The 22,693-nt window shown below is 56.1% G+C and carries 23 protein-coding genes; 8 read left to right on the plus strand and 15 right to left on the minus strand.

Features of this window, described 5'->3' with window-relative positions; translation table 11 throughout:
• Position 1: 1 nt before the first annotated feature.
• The 4 genes from ABC336_RS01030 to ABC336_RS01045 form a co-directional block, all read right to left on the minus strand.
• Positions 2–1,213: a GTP-binding protein gene (locus ABC336_RS01030; RefSeq protein WP_413236887.1), complete on the minus strand. Its 1,212-nt coding sequence runs from the start codon at positions 1,211–1,213 to the stop codon at positions 2–4.
• Positions 1,214–1,297: 84 nt separating this feature from the next.
• Entirely contained in the window at positions 1,298–2,089 is a 792-nt protein-coding gene (locus tag ABC336_RS01035) for an SDR family NAD(P)-dependent oxidoreductase (protein ID WP_413236888.1), read from the minus strand.
• Positions 2,090–2,193: 104 nt separating this feature from the next.
• Positions 2,194–2,562, minus strand: coding sequence for an ArsR/SmtB family transcription factor (locus ABC336_RS01040; RefSeq protein ID WP_413236889.1), 369 nt, complete (start codon positions 2,560–2,562; stop codon positions 2,194–2,196).
• Positions 2,563–2,884: 322 nt separating this feature from the next.
• Complete coding sequence (locus ABC336_RS01045) at positions 2,885–3,622, minus strand: SDR family oxidoreductase (RefSeq protein WP_413236890.1); 738 nt, start codon at positions 3,620–3,622, stop codon at positions 2,885–2,887.
• 164 nt (positions 3,623–3,786) lie between these two features.
• On the opposite strand from ABC336_RS01045, the gene ABC336_RS01050 reads away from it, so the two are divergent.
• Complete coding sequence (locus ABC336_RS01050; protein ID WP_413236891.1) at positions 3,787–4,692, plus strand: AraC family transcriptional regulator; 906 nt, start codon at positions 3,787–3,789, stop codon at positions 4,690–4,692.
• Positions 4,693–4,753: 61 nt separating this feature from the next.
• Entirely contained in the window at positions 4,754–5,278 is a 525-nt protein-coding gene (locus tag ABC336_RS01055) for a hypothetical protein (RefSeq protein ID WP_413236892.1), read from the plus strand.
• 18 nt (positions 5,279–5,296) lie between these two features.
• On the opposite strand, the gene ABC336_RS01060 is transcribed toward ABC336_RS01055, so the two are convergent.
• The 3 genes from ABC336_RS01060 to ABC336_RS01070 all read right to left on the minus strand — a co-directional run bounded on the left by ABC336_RS01060 (position 5,297) and on the right by ABC336_RS01070 (position 8,352).
• The gene (locus tag ABC336_RS01060; RefSeq protein WP_413236893.1) at positions 5,297–5,803 is read right to left on the minus strand and encodes a GNAT family N-acetyltransferase; all 507 of its coding nucleotides are present in this window, start codon (positions 5,801–5,803) and stop codon (positions 5,297–5,299) included.
• An 18-nt stretch (positions 5,804–5,821) separates the two neighbouring features.
• Positions 5,822–7,309, minus strand: a complete 1,488-nt coding sequence (locus ABC336_RS01065) for a DUF5605 domain-containing protein (protein WP_413236894.1) — start codon at positions 7,307–7,309, stop codon at positions 5,822–5,824.
• 161 nt (positions 7,310–7,470) lie between these two features.
• Positions 7,471–8,352 (minus strand): LysR family transcriptional regulator, encoded by an 882-nt coding sequence (locus tag ABC336_RS01070; RefSeq protein WP_413242406.1) that lies wholly within the window; start codon positions 8,350–8,352, stop codon positions 7,471–7,473.
• 111 nt (positions 8,353–8,463) lie between these two features.
• Here ABC336_RS01070 and ABC336_RS01075 point away from each other — a divergent pair, with 111 nt between their 5' ends.
• Positions 8,464–9,744, plus strand: a complete 1,281-nt coding sequence (locus ABC336_RS01075; protein WP_413236895.1) for an adenylosuccinate synthase — start codon at positions 8,464–8,466, stop codon at positions 9,742–9,744.
• Here ABC336_RS01075 and ABC336_RS01080 read toward each other — a convergent pair.
• The 3 genes from ABC336_RS01080 to ABC336_RS01090 form a co-directional block, all read right to left on the minus strand.
• Positions 9,730–10,284 carry a hypothetical protein gene (locus tag ABC336_RS01080; protein WP_413236896.1) on the minus strand — a complete coding sequence of 185 codons (555 nt, stop codon included), beginning with the start codon at positions 10,282–10,284 and terminating at the stop codon, positions 9,730–9,732. The genes ABC336_RS01075 and ABC336_RS01080 overlap by 15 nt on opposite strands.
• A gap of 743 nt (positions 10,285–11,027) precedes the next feature.
• Positions 11,028–13,286: an ATP-binding cassette domain-containing protein gene (locus tag ABC336_RS01085; protein ID WP_413242407.1), complete on the minus strand. Its 2,259-nt coding sequence runs from the start codon at positions 13,284–13,286 to the stop codon at positions 11,028–11,030.
• A 349-nt stretch (positions 13,287–13,635) separates the two neighbouring features.
• A complete protein-coding gene (locus ABC336_RS01090; protein ID WP_413236897.1) occupies positions 13,636–13,872 on the minus strand; it encodes a hypothetical protein in 237 nt (78 codons plus the stop codon).
• A gap of 71 nt (positions 13,873–13,943) precedes the next feature.
• Here ABC336_RS01090 and ABC336_RS01095 point away from each other — a divergent pair, with 71 nt between their 5' ends.
• From ABC336_RS01095 to ABC336_RS01115, 5 genes are all read left to right on the plus strand, one after another.
• Complete coding sequence (locus ABC336_RS01095) at positions 13,944–14,240, plus strand: hypothetical protein (RefSeq protein WP_413236898.1); 297 nt, start codon at positions 13,944–13,946, stop codon at positions 14,238–14,240.
• A gap of 144 nt (positions 14,241–14,384) precedes the next feature.
• A complete protein-coding gene (locus ABC336_RS01100) occupies positions 14,385–14,708 on the plus strand; it encodes a PadR family transcriptional regulator (RefSeq protein ID WP_413236899.1) in 324 nt (107 codons plus the stop codon).
• Entirely contained in the window at positions 14,698–15,273 is a 576-nt protein-coding gene (locus ABC336_RS01105; protein ID WP_413236900.1) for a hypothetical protein, read from the plus strand. Before ABC336_RS01100 ends, ABC336_RS01105 begins: the two co-directional genes overlap by 11 nt.
• A gap of 12 nt (positions 15,274–15,285) precedes the next feature.
• On the plus strand, positions 15,286–16,266 hold the full coding sequence (locus tag ABC336_RS01110; protein ID WP_413236901.1) for an ATP-binding cassette domain-containing protein: 981 nt from the start codon (positions 15,286–15,288) through the stop codon (positions 16,264–16,266).
• Positions 16,263–17,015, plus strand: a complete 753-nt coding sequence (locus ABC336_RS01115) for an ABC transporter permease (RefSeq protein WP_413236902.1) — start codon at positions 16,263–16,265, stop codon at positions 17,013–17,015. The genes ABC336_RS01110 and ABC336_RS01115 overlap by 4 nt, the downstream gene beginning before the upstream one ends.
• 492 nt (positions 17,016–17,507) lie before the next feature.
• Here ABC336_RS01115 and ABC336_RS01120 read toward each other — a convergent pair whose 3' ends face one another.
• The 5 genes from ABC336_RS01120 to ABC336_RS01140 form a co-directional block, all read right to left on the minus strand.
• Complete coding sequence (locus ABC336_RS01120; protein WP_413236903.1) at positions 17,508–19,238, minus strand: IlvD/Edd family dehydratase; 1,731 nt, start codon at positions 19,236–19,238, stop codon at positions 17,508–17,510.
• A 25-nt stretch (positions 19,239–19,263) separates the two neighbouring features.
• On the minus strand, positions 19,264–20,103 hold the full coding sequence (locus tag ABC336_RS01125; RefSeq protein WP_413236904.1) for an amidohydrolase family protein: 840 nt from the start codon (positions 20,101–20,103) through the stop codon (positions 19,264–19,266).
• Positions 20,100–21,011 (minus strand): fumarylacetoacetate hydrolase family protein, encoded by a 912-nt coding sequence (locus ABC336_RS01130; protein ID WP_413236905.1) that lies wholly within the window; start codon positions 21,009–21,011, stop codon positions 20,100–20,102. The genes ABC336_RS01125 and ABC336_RS01130 overlap by 4 nt, the downstream gene beginning before the upstream one ends.
• Positions 21,012–21,091: 80 nt before the next feature.
• Positions 21,092–21,862, minus strand: a complete 771-nt coding sequence (locus tag ABC336_RS01135; RefSeq protein WP_413236906.1) for an SDR family NAD(P)-dependent oxidoreductase — start codon at positions 21,860–21,862, stop codon at positions 21,092–21,094.
• Positions 21,863–21,906: 44 nt separating this feature from the next.
• Entirely contained in the window at positions 21,907–22,668 is a 762-nt protein-coding gene (locus ABC336_RS01140; protein WP_413236907.1) for an SDR family NAD(P)-dependent oxidoreductase, read from the minus strand.
• Between the last annotated feature and the right edge of the window lie 25 nt (positions 22,669–22,693).

Here is a 22,693-nt window from a genome sequence, read left to right on the forward strand (position 1 = left end):
ATTAAAATTTGGGCAGCGGGTCCTGCAGCGTCCGCCAATCCCCTAGCATCTCCGATGGGGTGAGTAGAGCTTGATCCAGGGTACGGATGATGCGCTCTTTGTCGAGATCCACGCCGATGAAGACAAGCTTGGTGACCCGATCTCCCCAGGCATCGTCCCAATCCGGAGATTTGGGGAAATCGTGCGCACTGCCAAAATAGGCCTCCCGCTCATCCTCGGACAAAGCGGCCACCCACAAGCCGGCTGACGACAGTTGCCTGGATACACCTGCCTGGCTGAACGAAATGGCCATATTGTTGCGTGTCGCTACCCAGAGCAGCCCTTTGGAGCGTACAACTTGCTTGGGCCAGGCTCCCAGCCACCGCAGCAGACGTTCGGGATGAAAGGGCACCTTGCGTGAGTAAACAAAGGAAGTGATGCCGTATTCCTCCGTCTCAGGCGTATGATGAGGCTTTTGCAGCTCCTGCATCCAGCCCGCCGACTGACTGGCCGCTTCAAAATCAAAACGGTGTGTGTTTAAAATCTCGCGCGGATCCACTTGGCCGTTCACGGCGCGGAGGATCTTGGCCCGTGGCTGCAGCCCTCGCAACGTCTGCTCCAGCCGGTTCGCTTCTTCTTCGCTCACCAGATCGCACTTGTTGAGGATGAGCACATCACAGAACTCGACTTGATCGATCAGCAGATGCACCACGCCGCGGGTATCATCATCACCAGCCTCCTGCTGACGGTCTCGCAACGTCTCACGGGTATTGTAGTCCTGCCAGAAGTTGAGCGCATCTACGACGGTAACCATCGTGTCGAGCCGTGTGAGCTGGGAGAGATCGATACCCTGCTCTTCATCGACGTACGTGAAGGTCTGGGCTACAGGCAAGGGCTCGCCAATCCCGGTCGATTCGATGAGGATATAATCAAAACGCCTCTCCATCGCCAGACGCTCGACTTCCTGCAGCAGATCATCACGCAGCGTGCAGCAGATGCAGCCGTTGGACATCTCGACCAGCTTTTCTTCCGTTCGGCTGAGCCCGCCGCCGTTGCGCACCATGTCCGCATCGATATTGACCTCGCTCAGATCATTGACGATGACCGCCACCTTCAATCCTTCCTTATTGTTCAGGACATGATTCAGGATCGTCGTCTTTCCTGAACCCAGGTACCCGCTCAATACAGTAACCGGCAGCTTCTCCACTTGCTCCTTTTCCTTTCTCCCATCCATGGCAATGACTCCTTCAGTTCACAGATTGATCGTTATTAGTAATTGTTACTATTTAATAATAGTAATTATAACGATTAAAGTCAATCACTTCTCTGCTATTGACCGGAACATCCCCCGAACTACGTTTAATACGAGACGCCGCGGCAGGAAGCGGGGCAACTGAGCCATCAGATAATTTTGTCTTCCGGCAATTTTACTGCTGCGATCCTGATCGACCGCTTTCATAGCTGCTTGAACCACTTCTTCAGGCTCCATACGTTTGCTCTTCAGGTCATCCGTTCCCGACACCTCATGAAAAGAACTTCTGGTCTCGCCCGGGCACAAAGCCACAATCCGAACCCCATGGTCCCGATACTCGGCCCAGAGCGCCTCAGTGAAGGACAACACGTAAGCTTTGGTCGCCCCATACACGGACATATAAGGTGTCGGCTGAAAAGCCGTCATCGACGCAACATTAATAACCACGCCATTCTTGGCCTGGAGCATGTGTCCAATACAGCGATAGGTAAGTCCAGTTAGCGCAGCCACATTCAGTTGGATCTCCTGCATGAGCCGTTCAAGCGACAACTGATGAAAAGCCCCCATCGTCCCAAAACCCGCATTGTTCACAAGAATATCTACACCCAATTGCCGAACGGTTAACTCGGTCATCAAATCATCTACAGATGCTGGATCGGTGAGATCAGCTGGCAGGGCAAGGGCTCTTATACCATAGGCTGACTCCAATCCCTGAGCCAGCTGTTCAAGACGATCCCGCGAACGGGCAACCAAGATCACGTGGCATCCTCTGCGGGCCAATTCCTGGGCAAAAGCCTTGCCTATTCCTGAAGAAGCGCCGGTTATCATAGCAGTCTGGCCCTTATCATTCCATGTCATATTAATCCCTCCATATCAATACAATTAAATGTTTGAATGATTAATTATTTGATCATTATGTGCAAAGAAGAAGACTTTCCTGCGAAGAAAGTCAGATGTGTTGGTCAGGATTTGGCCGGGTCCTCCAGGATACTCTCTGCCAGCTGCACGATTGTTTTCAATTGAGCCACTACAGATTCACCCATCGCAAGGTTGTAGAACACCTCCGTTCTCTCCTTCACGGAGGTTAGTATGCCAGCCTGCTTCATAATCCTCAGGTGGTGCGAGATGGCCGGGCGGGACAATGAGGACTGCTCGACGACCTCAGCTACATTCATCCGTTTGGCAAGCATGAACATCATCAGGATATCCTGCCTTACGGGATCAGCCAATGCTTTGAAAACATCAGTCGACTGCTTGATTTCTGTAATCAGCGCTTTCTTTTTATCTAATAACTGGTGCTCTGCATCATAGCTTTCCTTGGGAGAGGTCACTTCTTCACCACCTTACAATTAAATGATCGAATATTTAATCATTTGTTTATTATAACGAAATTCTTCCTATACAGCAAGTGTTTTGGGATTGAATAATCCTGCAGCCGTCCCTCCTTGCCTATTACCAAAAACCAAGCAGCTACAGCAGCTGCTTGGCCTAAATGTCCAGCAACAGCTGGATCACTTCTTCTATCTTGTCGCTGGGCACAGGCGCACGCGGAACTTCCGGATCCGGCCGATAGTCGCAGGCCATCAACACAAAGTCGTCAGAACAGCGCGGCAAGCGTCAATCGAAACATTTCCCTGCAACAGAGGTGTGGCATCAAGCTGGATGTCCCGCCGGCCGCACGATCAACTCGCTGACGTCGACTCCTGCTGGCTGCTCGATGGCATAGGCTATCGCACGAGCAATCGCGGAGGCGGGCAGCGCATTCGCCCTGAACTCTTTCATCATCTCGCGTGCCTCCTCATCCGTAATCGTCTCCGCCAGCTCGGATTCAGTTACGCCGGGCGAGATGAGCGTCGTCCGAATCGTACTCCCCAGCTCTAGTCGCAGCCCTTCCGTAATCGCTCGGACCGCGTATTTCGTTGCGCAGTACACGGCAGAGGTCTGGAATACGGTATAGGCTCCGATCGAGGCGACATTGATGACATGGCCGTAGCTCTGCTCCTTCATTACGGGGATGACGGCACCGATCCCATGCAATACACCGCGGATATTGACATCGATCATCCGGTTCCACTCCTCCACCTTCAACGCGTCCAGAGGCGACAACGGCATCAGTCCTGCATTGTTCACGATGACATCGACGCGTCCGAACGTCTTCCTTGTATACTCGATGATCGATTGCATCTGCTCCAGATCCGTCACGTCGAGTGACTGGTATTCCGCTGTACCGCCCGCTTCCCGGATCTCCGCAGCCAGTTTCTCCAGTCTATCCAGCCGCCTGGCCCCCATCACAACCGTTGTCCCCTGTTCAGCGAGCAGCCTGGCTGTCGCTTCACCAATCCCGCTGCTTGCTCCGGTAATGACCACTACTTTATTGTTGCGTTCCGTCATTGCACTCGCTCCCTTTTATCCATTTCTCCAGCACCACTGCTGGGTATGTATTCATTATGGCAGCGAAAACAAGCGATGAGGTAGCCTGATGCTGTAGCATGATTGCCTAATCCTCCGGAAACATGTACAGTAGAGTCAATAATATAGAGATTGGAGGCGTCCTTATGACCCGTCCTGAACCAGGATCCCCTACTGAGCTCGCCCAGCGAATCGAGCGCCTGACCGGAGCAGACGGAACGTTCACCACCGCCTATCCGGATCTGTCTTTCGTCCGTTCATCAACCGTATCGGAGCCGATCCATACGGTCTACAAACCGTCCTTATGCGTCGTAGCACAAGGCGCCAAGCGGGTGCTGCTCGGCTCCGAGAGCTATCAGTATGATCCGAGCAGTTTCTTGGCCGCTTCTGTACATCTGCCGATTACCGGTCAAGTCACCGAAGCTGTCGAATCCGCCCCTTACTTATCGCTGCAGCTGCAATTCGACATGGAACAGATCCTCGATGTCATGTCATCCGCCAAGCCAGCCGCTCAGGAAGAGCTCGGCCCCCGCCGGGGTCTGGTCATCAGCCGGTTGAGCAATCCGCTGCATGAAGCAGTTTTGCGTCTGGTCCGGCTCCTGGATACGCCGGAAGATCTGCAGGCCATTGGTCCTTATGTGGTGCGGGAGATCTTGTATCGGATGCTGCAGTCCGATCAAGGCCATGCGATCCGGCAGTTTGCCCTCATGGGCAACCAGACCGGACGGATCGCCCATGTCATCGAGCGGATGAATCACAACTACAAAGAGCCCATCCGGGTGGATGAGCTGGCGGAAGAGGCCATGATGAGCCCTTCATCATTTTATGCCTACTTCAAGGAGGTCACGAACATGACTCCGATACAGTATCAAAAACAGCTTCGTCTCCAGGAGGCCCGCAGACTGCTGCTTGCTACGCCCGTGGATGCGACGAGCGCCGCTTATCAGGTAGGGTATGAGAGCGCCACGCAGTTCAGCCGAGAGTACGCCCGGTTATTCGGTCAGCCGCCGATGCGGGACGTGCGGCGGTTCCGCGAATCACTCCATCAGTGAACCCAAGTTCTCCCTGCAACGTCTATTCAATACAACGAAATTAGGGGGAGCCTAACCAGAGATGAAAAAGCTAATCATGCCAATGAGTGTATTAGCCATCATGCTGCTTATCGTCGTCGTTACGTTCATTAACCAAACCGAAAAACGCAATGTACCGCTGGACGGATTGGTCGGACAAGCGCTATACAAGACATGGGAAGGCTACACACGTATACTGGAAGCGCCTGAGGGACCGCCCAATGAAGAGGTTATTCACGACATGCACAGCCACCTGATCTCGGTCCAGGCCTACTCCAATATGGTGGATCTTGCCGTAGGGACGCAGTTGCTGCATCATATAGCGGATGACCTGCTCGCACTGCAGCAGACGATCAATCCCGTATCGCCCGATCCTACGGACAGAGAGAGATACACGTTCATTATTAACAACATCACTACATTACTCCCTTTAATCACAGACACATATTATGTCCCGAGCCATCATGGCGGCAAGCCGAACTTCAATGTCACTAATGCACAAGCGGAGCAATTAATCGAGCTAAGGGATCGGCTGCGTCAGACGATCAAGGAAGTATCAGCAGGCTAAAGAATCCTGTATAGAAGATTATATCTCCTTGGTAAAATACAAATTCAAATCGTCATCCACCCTCACCATCGTCCCCGGCGGCACAGGTTCATTGTTATACATCAGTCCATTGCCATCGGGGATAAACCCTCTGCGACAGTAGATACGCTGGGCGGCTGTATAGCTCCTGTACAATCCCACCCCGATGCCGATCGTCCGGTGCGTCTTGCCGGCCGTTTGTTCGCAAGCCTCGATGAGGCGGTTCGCGATGCCTCTGCGCCGGTAAGCCGGGAACACATTCAGATCATTGATCTCCGGGATGCCCTGCTCCGCGAAGGATGGATAATCCGAGTGGTACTTCAGATGCGTGCATCCAGCCACCCGACCCCCGATCAAAGCGAACAGCGTCACTCGGACGCCCGACTTGTTCTCCTCCAAACAACGCTCATAATACTCATCCTCCCGATGAATTCCCTGCTCCTTGAACGCCTGTTTCCAGATTGCCACCTGCTCCAAAGAAGTCAACGATTGTATAGTGATGTCCATTGTCCATAAGTCCTCCTATTATTGCGCTCTGCGCAAGCGGACAGCTATATAGGGTTTGCCCGGCAGATCAAGGCGAAAATCACCCTCAAACGTCCCTTCTTGCGTCTGCACCGTCATCTCCCAGGTATCAATAATATCCGCATGGTAACGGACGCCGGGTTCCATCCGGAAGTGACGGTAACTCGGCTGATTGAAACCAAAATAGTAGAGGTAGTATTGGTCAGCGATGCCGGCTCGGGGCACATCCCACTCCGAGGGCAGAGGATTCAGGCCGTCCCCCGGCCCCTCCTCCATGATCTTCCTCAAGAAGCCGATGCGCGCCGGGCTAGTTCCGTGCAGCCGACCTCCTTTGGACCACCAGAGAATATCTTCCGGATGCAGATAAGTCTCGCCATGACCGACATAACCGCCGCGGACCGCGCCTTCCCAGAAGCGGCGGACCATCTCCTCGCCCGTAATATTCCCCCATCCCCAGTCGATATTGCCCTCGTAGGCGCACTCGTCGATGACAATGGGCTTCTGCCATTGCTGCCGCCATTGATCCGTATTCTCGGCTGTCCGGTAGACATCGACGCGCTGGACGCTGCAGTGCGTGATCCAGGGTCGGGTATAGTCGTAGAACGGAATGCAGTTATGGATGGAGATGAGATGGTCATACGGATCATGTCCGGTCACGATGTCCGCGAACCGTTCCCAGTCCTCCGTCGTCTTGGATTTCATCAAGTCATACTCATTGGCGAGCGACCACCACACATTGCGGTAAGCTGCCAGCCGCGCTGTGATATAGCGTAAGTAACGGTCATCCGTCTCCGCAGACAACTTGTCATAGCCCCAGCGGTCATAGGGGTGGAAAAGGATCAGATCGGCCTCAATGCCCAACTCCCTAAGCTCGCCCACCTGCTGTTCCAGATGCCGGAAAAAAGCAGGATTGAACCGAGTCTCATCCCATCCCGACGCCAGATCACCTGCAAAAGCGTGATGCGGCGGTTCATTGGTATTATACTGGTAGGACTTCGGAAACACGCACATCCGCAGCTTGTTGAACGGTGATGCCTTCAAAGAGGCCAGCGTCTCGGCCTGCAGCCCCTCATCCTGATGCGTCCAGGCGTAACAGGTTGTCCCAACAGGGATATATGCCGTGCCATCTGCATAACCGAAGTGAAATTGATGCTTTACGCTCACCGGGCCATGGTTGCCCCCTGTTGCCGGGATGCATGCGAACCTGCCTTGCACACCATCCAGGGCGGAAGCGCCGCTCCGCGTGCGGTAGCGCCACACTCCCTGTTGCTGGGGCATGAACCGAATCCGATAGATGCCATCCCCGTCATAGAAACCATGCACCTCTGCTTCTACACCGTGCTCTGAAGTGAAGACAGCCTCCAGGATCACATCGACGAAGGGATTACCCTCCTGCGGTCCTGCCAAGGATAACTCGAAGAAATCCCATTGTTCGATCTGTGTAAGCGCTTGCCCATTGTTCGAAGCTGTATGTACATTGGTTGACATCGCGAACCTCCATTACGTGAAAGAATTGTTCCTTGTTTACTTAAAACTATCACGTTTTAGTAGTTCAGTCAATTAAAATTCGACGATAAATTTTAGTTCATTTTAGTTATAATAATATCAAAAGCCAGAGCACCGTCAAAGCCCGATTCATCCCTGCAGCATCATCTCGGCAGCATCATCTCCAGCAGACGTCTGGATGCTTGGCCCAAGGGCAGCTGCCTGCGCGTCGCAATCCCGATATGACGCTCCGGGATCCGCGGCTCCAGCGGGATCTCTACCAGGGCTCCCGAAGCCAGTTCCTCCCGTACATAATCCTTCACTACAAACGTCAGTCCAAAGCCGCTCTGCGCAAACCGCACCAGCAGATCCACACTGCCCAGTTCAAACTCGGGACGCAGCGTCACGCCTTGCGTACGCGCATAGTCATCCAGGTAGGCACGCGTACTCGGTCCCCTCTCGAGCAGCAGCAGCGGCAGCCCGCTCAACCCTCCCGCCTGAAATGGCGCTTCAGCTAAAGCGGCATACTTTGAACCTCCGACCAGAATATCCTGCTGACGGGCAACCTGCTGGAAGTGCAGGGCCGGATCGTCGGCAGGCATATGCACTACCCCGAAATCAATCTCGCCTGCCTTGAGCAACTCGATTGTCTCCGGCGTCGTCCGGTTCGTGATGCGGATATGGATACCCGGATATTGTCCGTGAAACTTCTCCAGGTAGGGCAGTAAGAAATATTTGCATATCGTATCGCTCGCCCCGATCCTTACCTCTCCGCTCAGCAACTCCTGCCGGCTTCCAAGCTGCTTCTCCCCCAGCTCGATGAACTGGATCGCCTGCTCCACGAAATGATACAAGGCCTCGCCATCACCGGTCATCGTTACCCCTTTTGTCGTGCGGATAAACAAGGGCGATCCCAATGACTCCTCCAGGTGCTTGAGCGTATGGCTAACCGCAGGCTGCGTAATGTTCAGTTTACGGGCGGCATGAGTGAGGCTCCCCAGCTTGGCCGTCCAGTAAAACACCCGGTACCACTCCATATTGCGCATCAATGTCATTACCTCACTTTATATCGATCATTACGAATAGTCATTTTACTAATGGTTTCACTCCAAATATAATCGATCGTGTGAGACATAACAAGTACGGAGGCGATGGATGTGACAGTAACTGCGATTGTGGGAGCCAACTGGGGCGATGAAGGCAAGGGGAAGATGACGGACGTGCTCGCGGCGGGCTCCTCGTATGTCGTCCGATATCAGGGAGGCAGCAATGCGGGGCATACGATTATCAATGAATATGGAAAGTTCGCGCTGCAAATGCTCCCGTCCGGCGTATTTCACCCCGGCGTGAGCAACGTTATCGGACCGGGCGTCGCCCTGGATGTCGAGACACTGCTGCGGGAACTCGAAGTCTTGCAGGAGAAAGGCGTACCCGCGCCTCGGATATTCGTATCGGAACGCGTGCAGGTCGTGCTGCCGTATCACCGGCTCTTTGATCAACTGGAGGAAGAGCGGCTGGGTGCGCGCAGCTTTGGCTCCACCAGACGAGGCATCGCGCCGTTCTACTCGGACAAGTATGCCAAGCTCGGCATCCAGGCTGGCGATCTTCTGAATCGGGACAGACTGGAGCGGCGACTGCAGCACGCGCTGGAGAGCAAAAATATTCTGCTCCAACACTTGTACGGCCAGGAGCCGATCCAGGCAGCATCTTTGATCCCGCAACTGTTGGATTGGGGGACGAAGCTGCGGCCTTATCTCCGCGACACCACTGCCTTGCTTCATAAGGCTTGGGCCAATGGCGAGTCCATCCTGCTGGAAAGCCAGCTCGGGGCGCTGCGGGATCCGGATCACGGCATCTATCCCCACTCGACCTCATCATCTACGCTGGCAGGCTTCGCTCCTGTAGGTGCGGGCTTGCCTCCGTATGCAGTGACGAACATCCTCGCTGTGGTCAAAGCCTACTCCAGCTGTGTGGGTGCCGGACCATTCGTGGTGGAGCTGGACGGGGAGCAGGCGGATGAGTTGAGACGACGTGGCGGCGATGCTGGCGAATATGGCGCTGTGACAGGCCGGCCGCGCCGGGTCGGCTGGTTCGATGCCGTGGCTACCCGCTATGGCTGCCGGATCCAGGGCGCCACAGCGATCGCATTGACCAATCTCGACGTGCTCGGCTACCTTGAGAAGATTCCGGTCTGCACTTCTTACGAACTGGCAGATGGGACAGTGACAGACGCGTTTCCTGTCGGGGCAGCGCTGGATGATTGCAAGCCACGACTGGAGTACATGGATGGCTGGCATTGCGACCTGTCCGATTGCCGTTCCTGGGATGACCTCCCGGCAGCAGCCCAGCGATATGTAGCATTCATCGAAGAAGCGAGTCATGTCCCTGTCACGCATGTCTCCATCGGTCCGCGCCGCGAGCAGCTAATCGGCAGATAAGAGGATGGTGGCAGTGTCTGTCTGCGCTGCCACCTCTACTTCCAATTGGCGGGAGGTATCCAGCTTATTTTTCCCGTACCATTCTTGGATACTTACCGATCGGACAGCTGTCAGTGCTTCGTTATCGATGGCGAGCACATACGTCCTGGGTATTCCTATATCGTCACAAGCATTGGAGGAGTGTCCCACATGTACAATTAGATTTTCCTCGCTTTCGTCAAGCGCCGTACCGGCAAATTCGAGCTCGCATGAATTCTCATAGATGCCTACAAAATATACCTCTTGGTCATCGAAATTCACATGTGGCGGATTCCCGGACATGCCGTACTCCTCCCACGCATTCGCCATGTCTTGCTCCGTCTTAGCGATATTGACCACGATGTCGTCGAACCTTCCCTCGGGCCGTGTATTCTCCGTCTTTAACAGCTTGCTGGGCAGCTCGTTTTCGATGACGGCGCCCCCGCTGCATCCGGTGAGCAGCAGGCTGGCACCCAGGAGAGCGCTTAGCAGACTATGCAGTCGCGTGTTGTTCCGCTTCATCGTTGTTCACTCCTTTACTGTGTTGACCTCCGCCGCTTGGAGCGATTCTTTTTGCAATAGCAATGACACCACGAGAATTCCATTATACCTCATGCCATTCAATGGTTTCTGCAAAGAAAGGATACGCCAGTTCAAAATTCCCTTTCGAAAAAGCTTCTGCAATTCCTCGTTGCGAATGCATATGATCTGTGGTCAATGTGGTTCCCCTACGTTCTGATTACACTTTTCCAGTATAACCCGTCGAACATTCATCCCTTTCTTTTCAATTGCTAAAGAACAAAACCTGCTTACGCAGATTGGCGTGAAGGCACCAGAAAAGTACGGGGATTCGTTTCACACCGTTACCTCAAGTCTTCATGACCGCTTTCGGGATTATCGATGGCTTCAAACTCGCGCTCGCCGCTCCTGTAAGGGCAAAAGTGCATTTAAACGCATGAAAAACCTAACATCAACCTTGGATAAGCGCAAAAATACATCTAAGTCGTCTGAAAATGGTAAAATAAGGGATATTAAACTGAAATAGCTGCACTTTTGCCTCTATGGTCTAGGATTCGAGCCAAGAGACGAACCATAAATGTACTTTTGCCCTTATCATCCGGCTGGATTTTGGGAGCGACTGCAGCAAGGACTGCGGCTGGAGCTTGGGAGCGACTGCAGCAAGAACTGCGGCTGCAGCTCTTTCCAGCCGTCTTCTTCCCTATTCCCTCGACCTCTAATCCACAATTATAGAACATGCATAATTCCTAAAAAATTAAGTATTTTCCTGTAAGTGATTGTTCTGCCTGGGTAATCTGCGTAGGCATGCCCTCGAATACGACCTGGCCGCCTCTGCTGCCTCCGTCTGGCCCCATGTCGATAATCCAGTCCGCTTGGCTGATCACATCAAGATTATGTTCAATAACGATGACTGTATTGCCTGTATCAACGAGACGGTTTATGATGGTCATCAACTGGCCGATATCCGACATATGCAAGCCGGTCGTCGGCTCGTCCATCACATAGATGCTTCCATTCTTATGAAGTTCACTAGCCAGTTTGATGCGCTGGCACTCACCACCCGAGAGTGTGCTAAGCGGCTGGCCCAATGTAATATAATCCAAGCCTACATCGCTCAGTGCCTGAAGGATGCGCCCGGCCTCTTTCAGCTGGAAGAAGTCCAGCGCCTGTTCTACTGTCATCTCCAATACGTCTGCAATGGATTTGTCATTCAGCTTGTAAGCTAATACTTCTTCCTTGAACCGTTTGCCACCGCATACTTCGCATGGGAGCTTCACGCTATCGAGAAAGGCAAGATCCGTATACACGACCCCAAGTCCTTGGCAATTCTCGCAAGCCCCTTTGGAGTTGAAGCTGAACAAGCTTTGATTCACTTTGTTCGCAGAGGCAAATGCCTTGCGGATCCCATCCATGATCCCCGTATACGTTGCCGGATTCGAGCGAGTGGATGCCCCTACCGCCGATTGATCGATAACGATCGCATCCGGATGCTGGCGGAGGAATATTCCGTTGATCAGCGTGCTCTTGCCTGATCCAGCAACTCCGGTAACGACGGTAAGCACGCCTGTAGGAATATCTACACTGACGTTTTGCAAGTTATGAAGCGTGGCGTTTTGAATAGAAAGCTTGCCGGATGGCATTCTGCACTCCTGCTTCAGTACGAGCGGCCGTTTCATATGATCGCCTGTCAGCGTACCGGATTCCAGCAAGCCTGCGAAGCTGCCTTCATACACGATATTGCCGCCCCTGCTGCCTGCATGCGGCCCGACATCGATGATATGATCCGCCACCTTGATGACATCGGGATCATGCTCGACGACGATGACCGTATTCCCCTTGTCGCGCAGCCGCTGGAGCAACGCGTTCAATCGGTGAACATCGCGGGGGTGCAGCCCTACGCTGGGCTCGTCGAAGATGTAGGTCACATCAACCAGACTGCCGCTTAGATGCTTCACCATTTTCACACGCTGAGACTCGCCCCCAGACAAGGTATCCGTCTCTCGATCCAGTGTCAGGTAGTCCAGTCCGATATCGACAAGATGCTGCAGTCGCTCCGTCAATGATCTGACGATCGGCGCCGCAACAGCTTCGTCGATCTCCCGAACGAGACAGATCAGCTGGCCGACCTCCATCGAGGACATCTCTGCGATGTTGAATCCATTGATCCTGCAGCCCAACGCCGCCTGACTCAGTCTCGCCCCCTGGCAGCTCGTGCACTCCCCTTCGGAGATGAAAGGCGCAACGGCTTTCTGCGTACGCTCGGACTTCGTCTTCACGTCCTGCTTGATGTATTTGTTGGTGAATTTCTCGATGATGCCTTCCACCGTCATATTCATGGCCTTTCCTGCAAAATCCATCTTCACTTTCCTAGCCTTGCCGTAAAGAAGCTGTTCGAGTTCATCTTCCGAATATTCGCTAAGCTTCTTGCCGGGATCCAAGGATCCCGCTTGAACGATCATATTCCATTCCCAGCCGTCCACCGCATAATCGGGAAGCATAATAGCTCCTTCGATTAGAGATTTCGACAGGTCTATAGCCTTGCTCATATCGACGCCGAGCCTGCGCCCTATCCCGTTGCACTCCGGACACATCCCTTGCGGATCGTTAAACGAAAATAAGTGCGCTGGTCCAATCTGAGGCTGGCCTACCCGGGAGAAGAGAAGCCGGAGGATCGGAGCAATATCGGTAATCGTACCCAATGTGGAATGAGAGCCGCCGCCAAGCCTTTTCTGATCAACGATGACAGCCATGCTCAAGTTTTCGATCGCATCCGTATCAGGCTGCGGCACGCGGGGCAGGAAGTTGCGTACGAACATACTGAAATTCTCATTTAGCAGTCGCGTCGATTCCGCTGCAATCGTATCGAAGACAATCGAGGATTTGCCCGATCCCGATACCCCGGTGAATATCGTAATCTTGCGTTTGGGTATGCGTAAGGAAACGTTCTTAAGATTGTTCTCCCTCGCCCCAGCGATGATAATATGATCGTGATTGTATGTACTCATCTTTTTTCGACCTTTCTTCGCAGCGTGGATTCCGACAATGAACAGCCAAGCCATGTCGTTTTCGATTAAGATTCGTCCGAACAAACCGCCCAGAACGCCAACCAGCGTATAATCAAGCATCGCTCCAACGGAATGCATCATGCCATTAAACGTTGCCTCATCTGGAGTAACCGAGATGGGGTCAGAGATGAATATACCTACGATTATAACACCAATGACACTAAAGTCGAGACTCAAGATACGCAAATGTCGGGATACGTGCGGCTGGCTGATACCCAGGGCTTAGACCCGACTTTCCGCATGAATTAATTATTCACAAATAAATTATTCGTTAATATAGAAACAGCTGTTAAACAAGCGTCGTCGGTTGTTTTGGATCGTCCACTCCAACGGCATCCGTGTAAATGGAGATATTATGCCCGGCCAAGCGAAGAATGTGTTTGACCTGGTCATCGACATGCGCCGACAACAGGCCCCGGACGGTCTTGCCGCCAATCAAGACATGGATGACCCCAATGGTTTTGAGCAGAGCCAGCAGCATTTCTCCCGTGGGAGCGAAGCTTTTGCGTTTGCCTTGTAGAATCAATGGCTCCCTCCTTCTCTTGCTTCATCTGCTCACGTACACGCCACTCCAGCAGCCCATACATCAGGAGTACCATGACAAATACGACCCCGAGCGCTTCGACACGGCTCGGTTGCTTTACATACATCCCAAGTTGGAACGACTATATCCTCCGAAGCGATGAAGTCGTTGTGTTCGTTGACGATGCATTAAAGCAGACTGATTTAGTAAACCGTCTACAGAAGGTCGATTACAAAACGTTTAATCAAGAGCGCAACCGATGGAACGAACGCCTTATTGAAGGTACAAAGCGCCGCCGTTTTCGCAAGAACCCTGAAAGTTACCTGCAGAACATCGAGCGCAAAGTCTATACGTTAATTCGTCAGTCGTAGTTTTTTTCTGTAGCGGCCTGCCAGTCGGCCGAAGCCTATTGACTGCGGCGCTACTCAATGTTATTGTATAGTGGTACTCAATAATATTGATTACCTATAATGTTGAGTACCGAAGGGGGGGGGCTTCTGGATAATCTAAGCGAGATGTTGAAGGGCGTGCTGGAAGGCATAGTACTGGAAATTATAAGCCGCGGCGAAGTGTACGGCTACGAGATTGCCAGGAAGCTGCACGCCATGGGATTCGAAGGGCTGGCGGAAGCGACGGTGTACGCCCTGCTGCTGCGGCTGGAGAAGAACAAGTTGGTTCACATTACGAAGAAACCGTCGGAAATGGGCCCGCCACGAAAATTTTACACGCTTAACGAGCGGGGCTTCGAGGAGCTGACGTCCTTTTGGGCGAGGTGGGATTTCCTGAGCGGACGCATTCAACATTTTCGAAAACAAGGAGGTCGCGAGCATGAGCTTTAGTCGGGAGACGACGGACAAACTGAACCGGTTTGCGAAGGAGCAGTCGCAGCATTATCTGGATGAAGCCGAGATGACGTATCTGGAGAAGCTGCGCCGGAAGACCGGCCAGACCAAAGGCCGAATGATGGCCAAGCTTGCGAAGTTCAAGCGCCGCTCGGAGACGTCGTTGGAAGCGCAGAACGACATGCTGCTCTATATGAGCGACTATATGAGCGATCTGATCGCCCAGGGGATGTCAGAGCAGGACGCGCTCGAGCGCGCCAAAACGGATCTGGCGTTCCGCAGCGAATCGGCCGGCTCCGCCGATCTGCAGCAGCGGTTCGTCCAATATTATGAGCATCGCGGTCCCGCCGAATACGAGGCGATCGGGCTGTTTTACGCCGGCTTCATGTTTTTCGGATTCGCGATCGGCGGGCTGATCGGTTTTGTCGTCGGCGGCGGGCGTGGGGCGTTCCTGGCCGGCGGATGGATGGATACGCTGATCGGCGTCGCCGCCGGCGTCATCATCGGCCTCGGGCTGGGGATGGTCAGCAACGCCGTCATTGCGCTCAATAATAGAACGTAAAGGAGCTATCACATGGTACATGCAATTGAAATCACCGATGTCGGGAAAAGCTTTGCCGTCAAAAGCAAGCGCGGAGTAGCGACGGTCGAAGCGGTGCGCGGCATTACCTTTTCGGTGAAGCGAGCCGAAATTTTCGGCTTCCTCGGCCCTAACGGAGCCGGCAAGACGACGACGCTCCGCATGCTGACCACGCTGCTGCCGATCGATCGCGGGACGGCGGCGATCTGCGGATACGATCTGACGCGTCAGCCCGCAGAAGTGCGCCGCCGCATCGGCTATGTCAGCCAGTTCGGCGGCGGCGACTGGGAAGCGACCGGACGAGAGAACTTGATCCTCGCCGGGCGGCTATACGGGATGAACCTCCACGAGGCGTGGCAACGCGCCGCCGAGCTACTGGACGTGTTCGAATTGACCGGCACGGCGGACCGGCGCGTGAGGACGTATTCCGGCGGGCAGAAGCGCCGGCTGGAAATCGCGCTCGGCATGATCAACCGGCCGGACGTTCTGTTTCTGGACGAACCGACGACCGGACTCGACCCGCAGAACCGCGCCAATCTGTGGGAGCAGATCCGGAAGCTGCGGGAGGGCGGCACGACCGTCTTCCTGACGACGCATTATCTGGACGAAGCGGATGCGCTCAGCGACAGGCTGGTCATTATGGATCACGGGCGGATCGTGGCGGAGGGCGCGCCGGCCGAGCTGAAAAGCCGGATTGGCGGCGATGTCATCCAAATTCAGGTGAGCGGCGACAGCGCCGAACGGGCGAAGCGCCAGCTCGCCGCATTGGACTTCGTCCATGAAGTCCGGCTCGAAGGCGAGAACATCCATCTGTATGCCGGGGACGGCGCACACGCCCTGCCCCGCATGCTGGAATCGCTGGAGTCGGCCGGCATAGCGGCTCGGTCGGCCGCGATTTCGCGGCCGTCACTCGACGACGTCTTCCTGCAGCAGACGGGCAGATTGCTGCGCGACGCCAAGGAGGGAACCGCATGAGAATCGCGAGGGAAACGTGGCTGCTGTTCAGACGGAGGCTGATCGAGCAAGTCCGCTCGCCTGTCTGGCTGTTCATGGGCTTTGCAACGCCGCTCATGTACCTGGCGTTGTTCGCGCCGCTGCTCGGGGGCATTCCCGCCATGGGAGAAGCGGGCGTCGCCAACGTCTTTGTTCCCGGCCTGCTGGCGCTGTTTGCGCTGAGCAGCGGCACCGGCATCGGCTGGACGATTATCCACGAGCTGAACACGGGAGTAATCGAGCGGTTCCGGGTGTCGCCGATCAGCCGCTTCTCGCTTCTGATGGGAAATGTGCTCAAGGATGTCGTTATGTTTGTGCTGCCGGCGCTGATCGTCATCATCGTTGCGAGCTTTACCGGATTCCGGCTGCATGCCGCCGGGCTTGCGCTCCTGCTTGTCCTGCTGTGCATCCTGACCGCCGTGGTGTCCGCCGTCAGCAGTTGTCTCGGACTGCTGTTCAAAGATATCGGTACGCTGGCGGCCGTCGTCACCGGCCTGCAGCTTCCGCTCACCTTGCTGGCGGGGGTGCTGCTGCCCATTTCCTTCGGGCCGCTATGGCTGCAGATTTTGGCGCATTTCAACCCGCTCTATTACGTGGTCGAAGCTGCCCGCGTATTGGCCGACGGCAGCGTCTGGGACCCGAAAGTGCTGCTCGCGTTTGCCGTCATGGGGGCGCTTCTGGCAATCACGCTCGGCTGGGCGACCCGGGTATACAGGAAGGCGGTCGCGTAAGCCGTCATGTCCGCCGCGGCGCCGGATCGAATCCGGCGTCTTTTTTTTCTACGACTGACCAATTAACGTATAGACTTTGCGCTCGATGTTCTGCAGGTAACTTTCAGGGTTCTTGCGAAAAACGGCGGCGCTTTGTACCTACAATAAGGCGTTCGTTCCATTTGTTCTGTAACCGAAGCCCGAAGCAGCGTTAGATAACGATCATACATCTCATTGAATTACACTCGGATGTTGCTACTCCACGTCCGTTAAGCTCTTCGGTGATTTCAGCGATTGTTAAGTGACGCTTGAAGCGAAGTTCTCCAACGAGTCGTAGAAAAAAAACGGCAGTCAGTCCTTTCCTTCGTGTACTCCCTCAGCTCGCCCACCCTTTTGTTCGGCGTCGGTTCTTCGCGCTTCCTGGCTCTCCGATCCTTCGCGGACTTGTATAGGGGTTACTGCTGACTTCGCAGGAGCGATAAGCCCTCCTTGGGTCCACTATAAACCACTCCCCTACTCCCCAAGCAACTCCCGCCGCAGCTCCGCCGGCAGCAAGAAGTCGAAATCGCAGCCCAGGTTGGCCTGCAGCACCCGCTCATGAAACAGCAACCCGTAGCCTCTGTCGTAGTGCGGCTTGGGCGGTTGCCATGCTGCGCGGCGGCGGGCCAGCTCATCGTCCGGCACATGCAGGATCAGGCGCCGGGAGGCGATATCCAGCTCGATCCGGTCGCCGCTCTGGACGAGCGCCAGGTTACCGCCCACCGCCGCCTCCGGGGCCGCATGGACGATCAGCGCACCATAAGACGTGCCGCTGATCCGCGCATCAGAGATGCGTACCATGTCGCGCACGCCCTGCTGGAGCAGCTTGCGCGGGATCGGGATCTGGCCGATCTCCGGCATCGCAGGAGCCCCCTTCGGGCCAGCATTTTTGAGCACCAGCACGCTGGTCTCGTCCACCTCCAGATCGGGGTCATCGATACGGCGGGTCAGGTCCTCGGGACTCTCGAACACGACCGCTCGCCCGATATGAGACTTGAGGTGCGCAGAGACTGCCGTCTGCTTCACAAGCGCCCCATCCGGCGCCAGATTGCCCCGCAGCACCGCGATGCCGCCCTGCGTGTCTAACGGCTCCTCCACCGTGCGGATCACATCCCGGTCCAGCGTCCTCGCCCCTCGCAGATTGTCTGCGATCGTCTCTCCCGTTACCGTCAGACAGTCGCCATGCAGCAGCTCCTCCAATTCCTTCATCAGAGCCGGCACGCCGCCCGCTTCGAAATATTCCTCCATCTGATACTGGCCCGACGGCCGCAGATTGAGGATGAAGGGCGTCCGGGCGCTGATCTCGTCGAAGGTCTCCAGCGGCAGCTTCATGCCCAGCCGCTGCGCGATGGCAATGAGGTGGATGATTGCATTGGTCGAGCCGCCGCTCGCCATCGTGACGGTGATCGCATTCTCCAGCGCCTCGCGGGTCATGATGTCCCGCGGGCGGATGCCCTGACGGACCAGCTCGACGATCTGCTTGCCGGTTTCCTCTGCCAGATGCCGTCGCCGGCTGTCCGGAGCCGGGATCGCGGCACAGCCGGGCAGCGCCATACCGAGCGCCTCGGCGATCGAAGCCATGGTACTCGCAGTGCCCATAACCATGCAGTGCCCGTCGCTGCGGCAGATCGCATCCTCAGCGACCGCCAGCTCCTCATCCGAGATATTGCCTGCCTTGTGCTCGAGGGTGAAGCCGTAGCAGTCCGTACAGGCCCCAAGGCTTCTTCCTCCCAGACGTCCGTTCAGCATCGGTCCGCCCGTCAGGACGATCGCCGGGATGTTGGCGCTGGCTGCCGCCATCAGCTGGGCCGGGACCGTCTTGTCGCAGCCGCCGAGCAGCACGACGCCGTCGATCGGATGCCCCTTCAGCATCTCTTCCGTATCCATCGCCATCAGATTGCGCAGCAGCATCGTCGTCGGTTTGATATACGGCTCGCCGATCGAGATGGTGGGGAACTCCATCGGCGTCCCGCCAGCCTGCCAGACACCCCGCTTCACATAGTCCACCAGTTCATTGAAGTGCGAGTGGCATTTATTCAGTTCGCTGAACGTATTGGCGATGCCGATGATGGGCTTGCGCAGCGATGCTTCGCTGTAGCCCATCGACTTGGTGAACGAGCGGTGGATGAAGCCCCACAAGTCTTTTTCCTGGAAATACCTCTCGCTCTTCAGCGGCTCAACATGGTCCCGCTCCTCGTTGTCCATTGCACTCTCTCCCCGCTCCATATGATCAAACTAGCCCCAGCAGCTCCGGCGTCGGACGATGGATGATCGCTTCGATCATCTCATCTGGGATACGCGGCAGCTTCGTGCCCTCTACAGGGTCGTTGATGCTCCGCAGGGCGTCGATCATCCGCTGCGTGCTGAAGAACGGATAATCCGACCCGAACAGCAGCTTGTCCTGTACCCCATACTCAATGGCAGACACCAGAGCATTGTAGAACTGCCACGGACGGCTGCCCAGCGCAGAGACATCCATATACAGGTTAGGGTGCTTGCGCACGACGGCGATACACTCATCGATCCACGGATGACCCATATGCGCGATGATCATCTTGAGCCGTGGACATGCGCGTGCGATCGGATCGAGCATCGCCGGCCGCGAGGCGTCCAGATACCCCTCCGGCACGAATGACGTGCCCTGATGCCACAGGATCGGCACACCGAGCTCCTCCGCCTTGGCATACAGCGCAAAGTGCTCCGGAGCATCGGGATAGAAGTTCTGGTAGATCGGCCCGAGCTTGAGGCCCTTCATCCCCAGCTCGCGAATCGCACGCTCGAATGCCGGGACACAGTTATAGTCATTGGGATCTACGCTGGCAAATCCGAACAGCCGCTCCGGCGCCGTCCGGCAGTACTCCGCCACATATTCGTTGGGGACGACCAGGCCGGTCGCCCCTGCCGCCATCGCCAGTACGATCGCGCCGCCGCAGCCCGCCAGGTTGTCCCGGTGCTGCTCCGGCGTCGCGCCGATCTGCATATCTTCTCCCCAGGCACGCTTGATCGCGGCTTCCGTCGGTCCGCCGATCATGCCCGGACCGAAGAGATGGGTATGACAGTCGAAGATCATCCCGCTCCCTCCTCGCTCATCATCGAATTGCGGATGGTGCCGAGCCCCTCGATGGTCACGGTGACGACATCCCCGGGCTGCAGAAAATGCTGCTGCTCCTCGGGATAACCGAGTACGACGCCCTCCGGCGTCCCGGTCAGGATGATGTCGCCGGGCTTCAGCGTCATGCAGCTTGAGATATCGCTGATCAGCTGGCGGCAATTGAAGATCATATCCGAGGTGTTGGAGTCCTGCCGCACCTCGCCATTGACCGAGCAGCCGATCCGCAGATTGTCCGGATCCGCGATCTCATCGGCAGTGACCAGGTAGGGTCCTACCGGAGAGAAACCGTCGCACGACTTGCCCGCCAGCCATTGGCTCGTCCGCATCTGCAGATCGCGCGCCGACAAGTCATTGACCGCACAGTAGCCGAATACGTAGTCCAGCGCTTCACCCTCGCTCACATATTTGGCTTCCTTGCCGATGACGATGCCCAGCTCGGCTTCATAATCGACCTTGCGGGAGGTACGCGGTAGCGGTACGGCGGCGCCGTGGCCGGTCAGCGTGTTGGCAAACTTGTTGAACAGGATCGGATACGCTGGGATCGGCATGTTGGTCTCTTCCGCATGCCGCCGGTAGTTCAGGCCGACACAGATGATCTTCTCCGGCAGGCCCAGTGACGGACCGAAAGTCAGCTCATCTTCTTTGCGAAAATAGGATGACTCGCTCGCCGCAGCCGCCTGCGCCACCAAACCTTGCAGCTTAGCGAGCGCACCGTCTCCGCCGTCAAGCACCGCCTGCATCGTCACAGGGACGCCGGTTGCATTGGTTCCGGTTTTGTTAGCCGCCGCTCCGATATCCAGTACGCCATCTTCGGTCAGTACCCCCAGCTTGCTCACGCCATGTTCGATATAATTAAGCAGCTTCACTGTCATCACTCCTTGCTATGGGTATTGGTACGTGTATTGCAGCATCGCCCGCCTCATCCGGCCAAGATGTCTCCAAAGCGCTATACCTGCTTGCCGAACACGAGCCCGCCGTCCACGTACAGCGGCGACCCCATGACGAAGGAGGATTCGTCGGAAGCCAGGAATAGCGCAGCCTGCGCCACCTGCTGCGGCCGTCCCAGCTCTCCGCTCAATTGGCGGCGTTTGATGGCTGCGACTGCCGCTTCCGGGTCTTCGGACGCCTGCACATACCGCTCCACGAACGGTGTCAGGATCGTCCCCGGCAGCAGTGCGTTGACACGTATATTGTAGGGGGCATAATCGACCTGCATCGCCTTGGTCAGGGACAACACCGCCCCCTTGGAGGCGGTATACGAAGCGCGGGCCGCTACGCCCATCTCGGCGATGCTGGAAGACATGTTGATGATCGTGCCGCTCCGGCGCTCCATCATGTACGGGAGCACAGCGCGGCAGGTATGATACACCCCCGTAACATTGACACGCATCTCCCGCTCCCACACCTGCGGCTCTACCTCGTGCAGCGCGCCGATGCCGCTGATCCCCGCATTGTTGAACAGCACGTCAATCCCGCCGTATGCTTCTGCCGCCTGGGCAGCCATCGACGTTGCGCCATCCTCATCCGTTACATCACAGGCGATGAACAACGCTCCTCCGCCTTGCCCGCGGATCTCCGCCGCCGTTTGCTCCCCACCTGCCGTGTCGATATCGGCGATGACAATAGCAGCGCCTTCTGCCGCGAACAGCAGTGCTGTACTCCGGCCGATCCCCGATCCTGCACCGGTAATAACAGCCGTCTTGCCTTGCAATCGCATGCTTTTGTCCTCCTTTCATTGATGATCGCTTGTGGAACAACCGCTCACAGCTCGCTTGCATTGGCCAGGTGGCCTCCGTCTACCCGCAGCGTTGCCCCCGTGACGTAAGAGGCTTCATCGGAAGCCAAAAAGACAAAAGCGCTCGCGATCTCCTCCATCGTCCCGTTGCGCATCATCGGTGTCCGCTCCGAGTACAGCGGCAGCCCGGAAGACTCCCGGAGCTCGCGGTCGAGCGGCGTGTCGACGAAGCCGGGCGCAATGGCATTGACCCGGATCCCGTGAGGCGCCAGCTCCACGGCCATCGACTCGGTCAGCAGCTGGACCGCCCCTTTGGACGCATTGTAATGCGCCAGCTCGGCGCTGCCGGCAAGCCCGTTCTTGGAGCTCATGTTTACAATGGCACCGCCTTGCCCGCAGTCGATCATCGCCCGCGCCGCCAGCTGACCAAGCCGGAACACGGCTTTGACGTTAATATCGAACACCGCATCCCAGTGCTCCGGCGTGATCGACAGGAACGGCTCACGATAAGCGATCCCGGCGTTGTTTACCAACAGATCCAGCCCGCCGAGCCACGCCACAGCTTCATTCGCCGATGCCTCCAGTGCGGACAAGTCCCGCAAGTCGCAGACAAGAGACCTGACATCGCCGCCGTCCGCACGCAGCATAGCAGCAGCCCGCTCCAACTCTGCGCCGTCTCGGTCCAGCAAGGCTACCTTGGCCCCTTCCACTGCAAAACGGACTGCGATCGCCAAACCGATCCCGCGGGCCGCACCGGTGACGATCGCTCGTTTTCCTTTCAGTCGCATGGCATTCTCTCCCTAGCTTTCATGA

The organism is Paenibacillus jepli, from assembly GCF_047238105.1.
Classification (GTDB): Bacteria; Bacillota; Bacilli; order Paenibacillales; family Paenibacillaceae; genus Paenibacillus_D.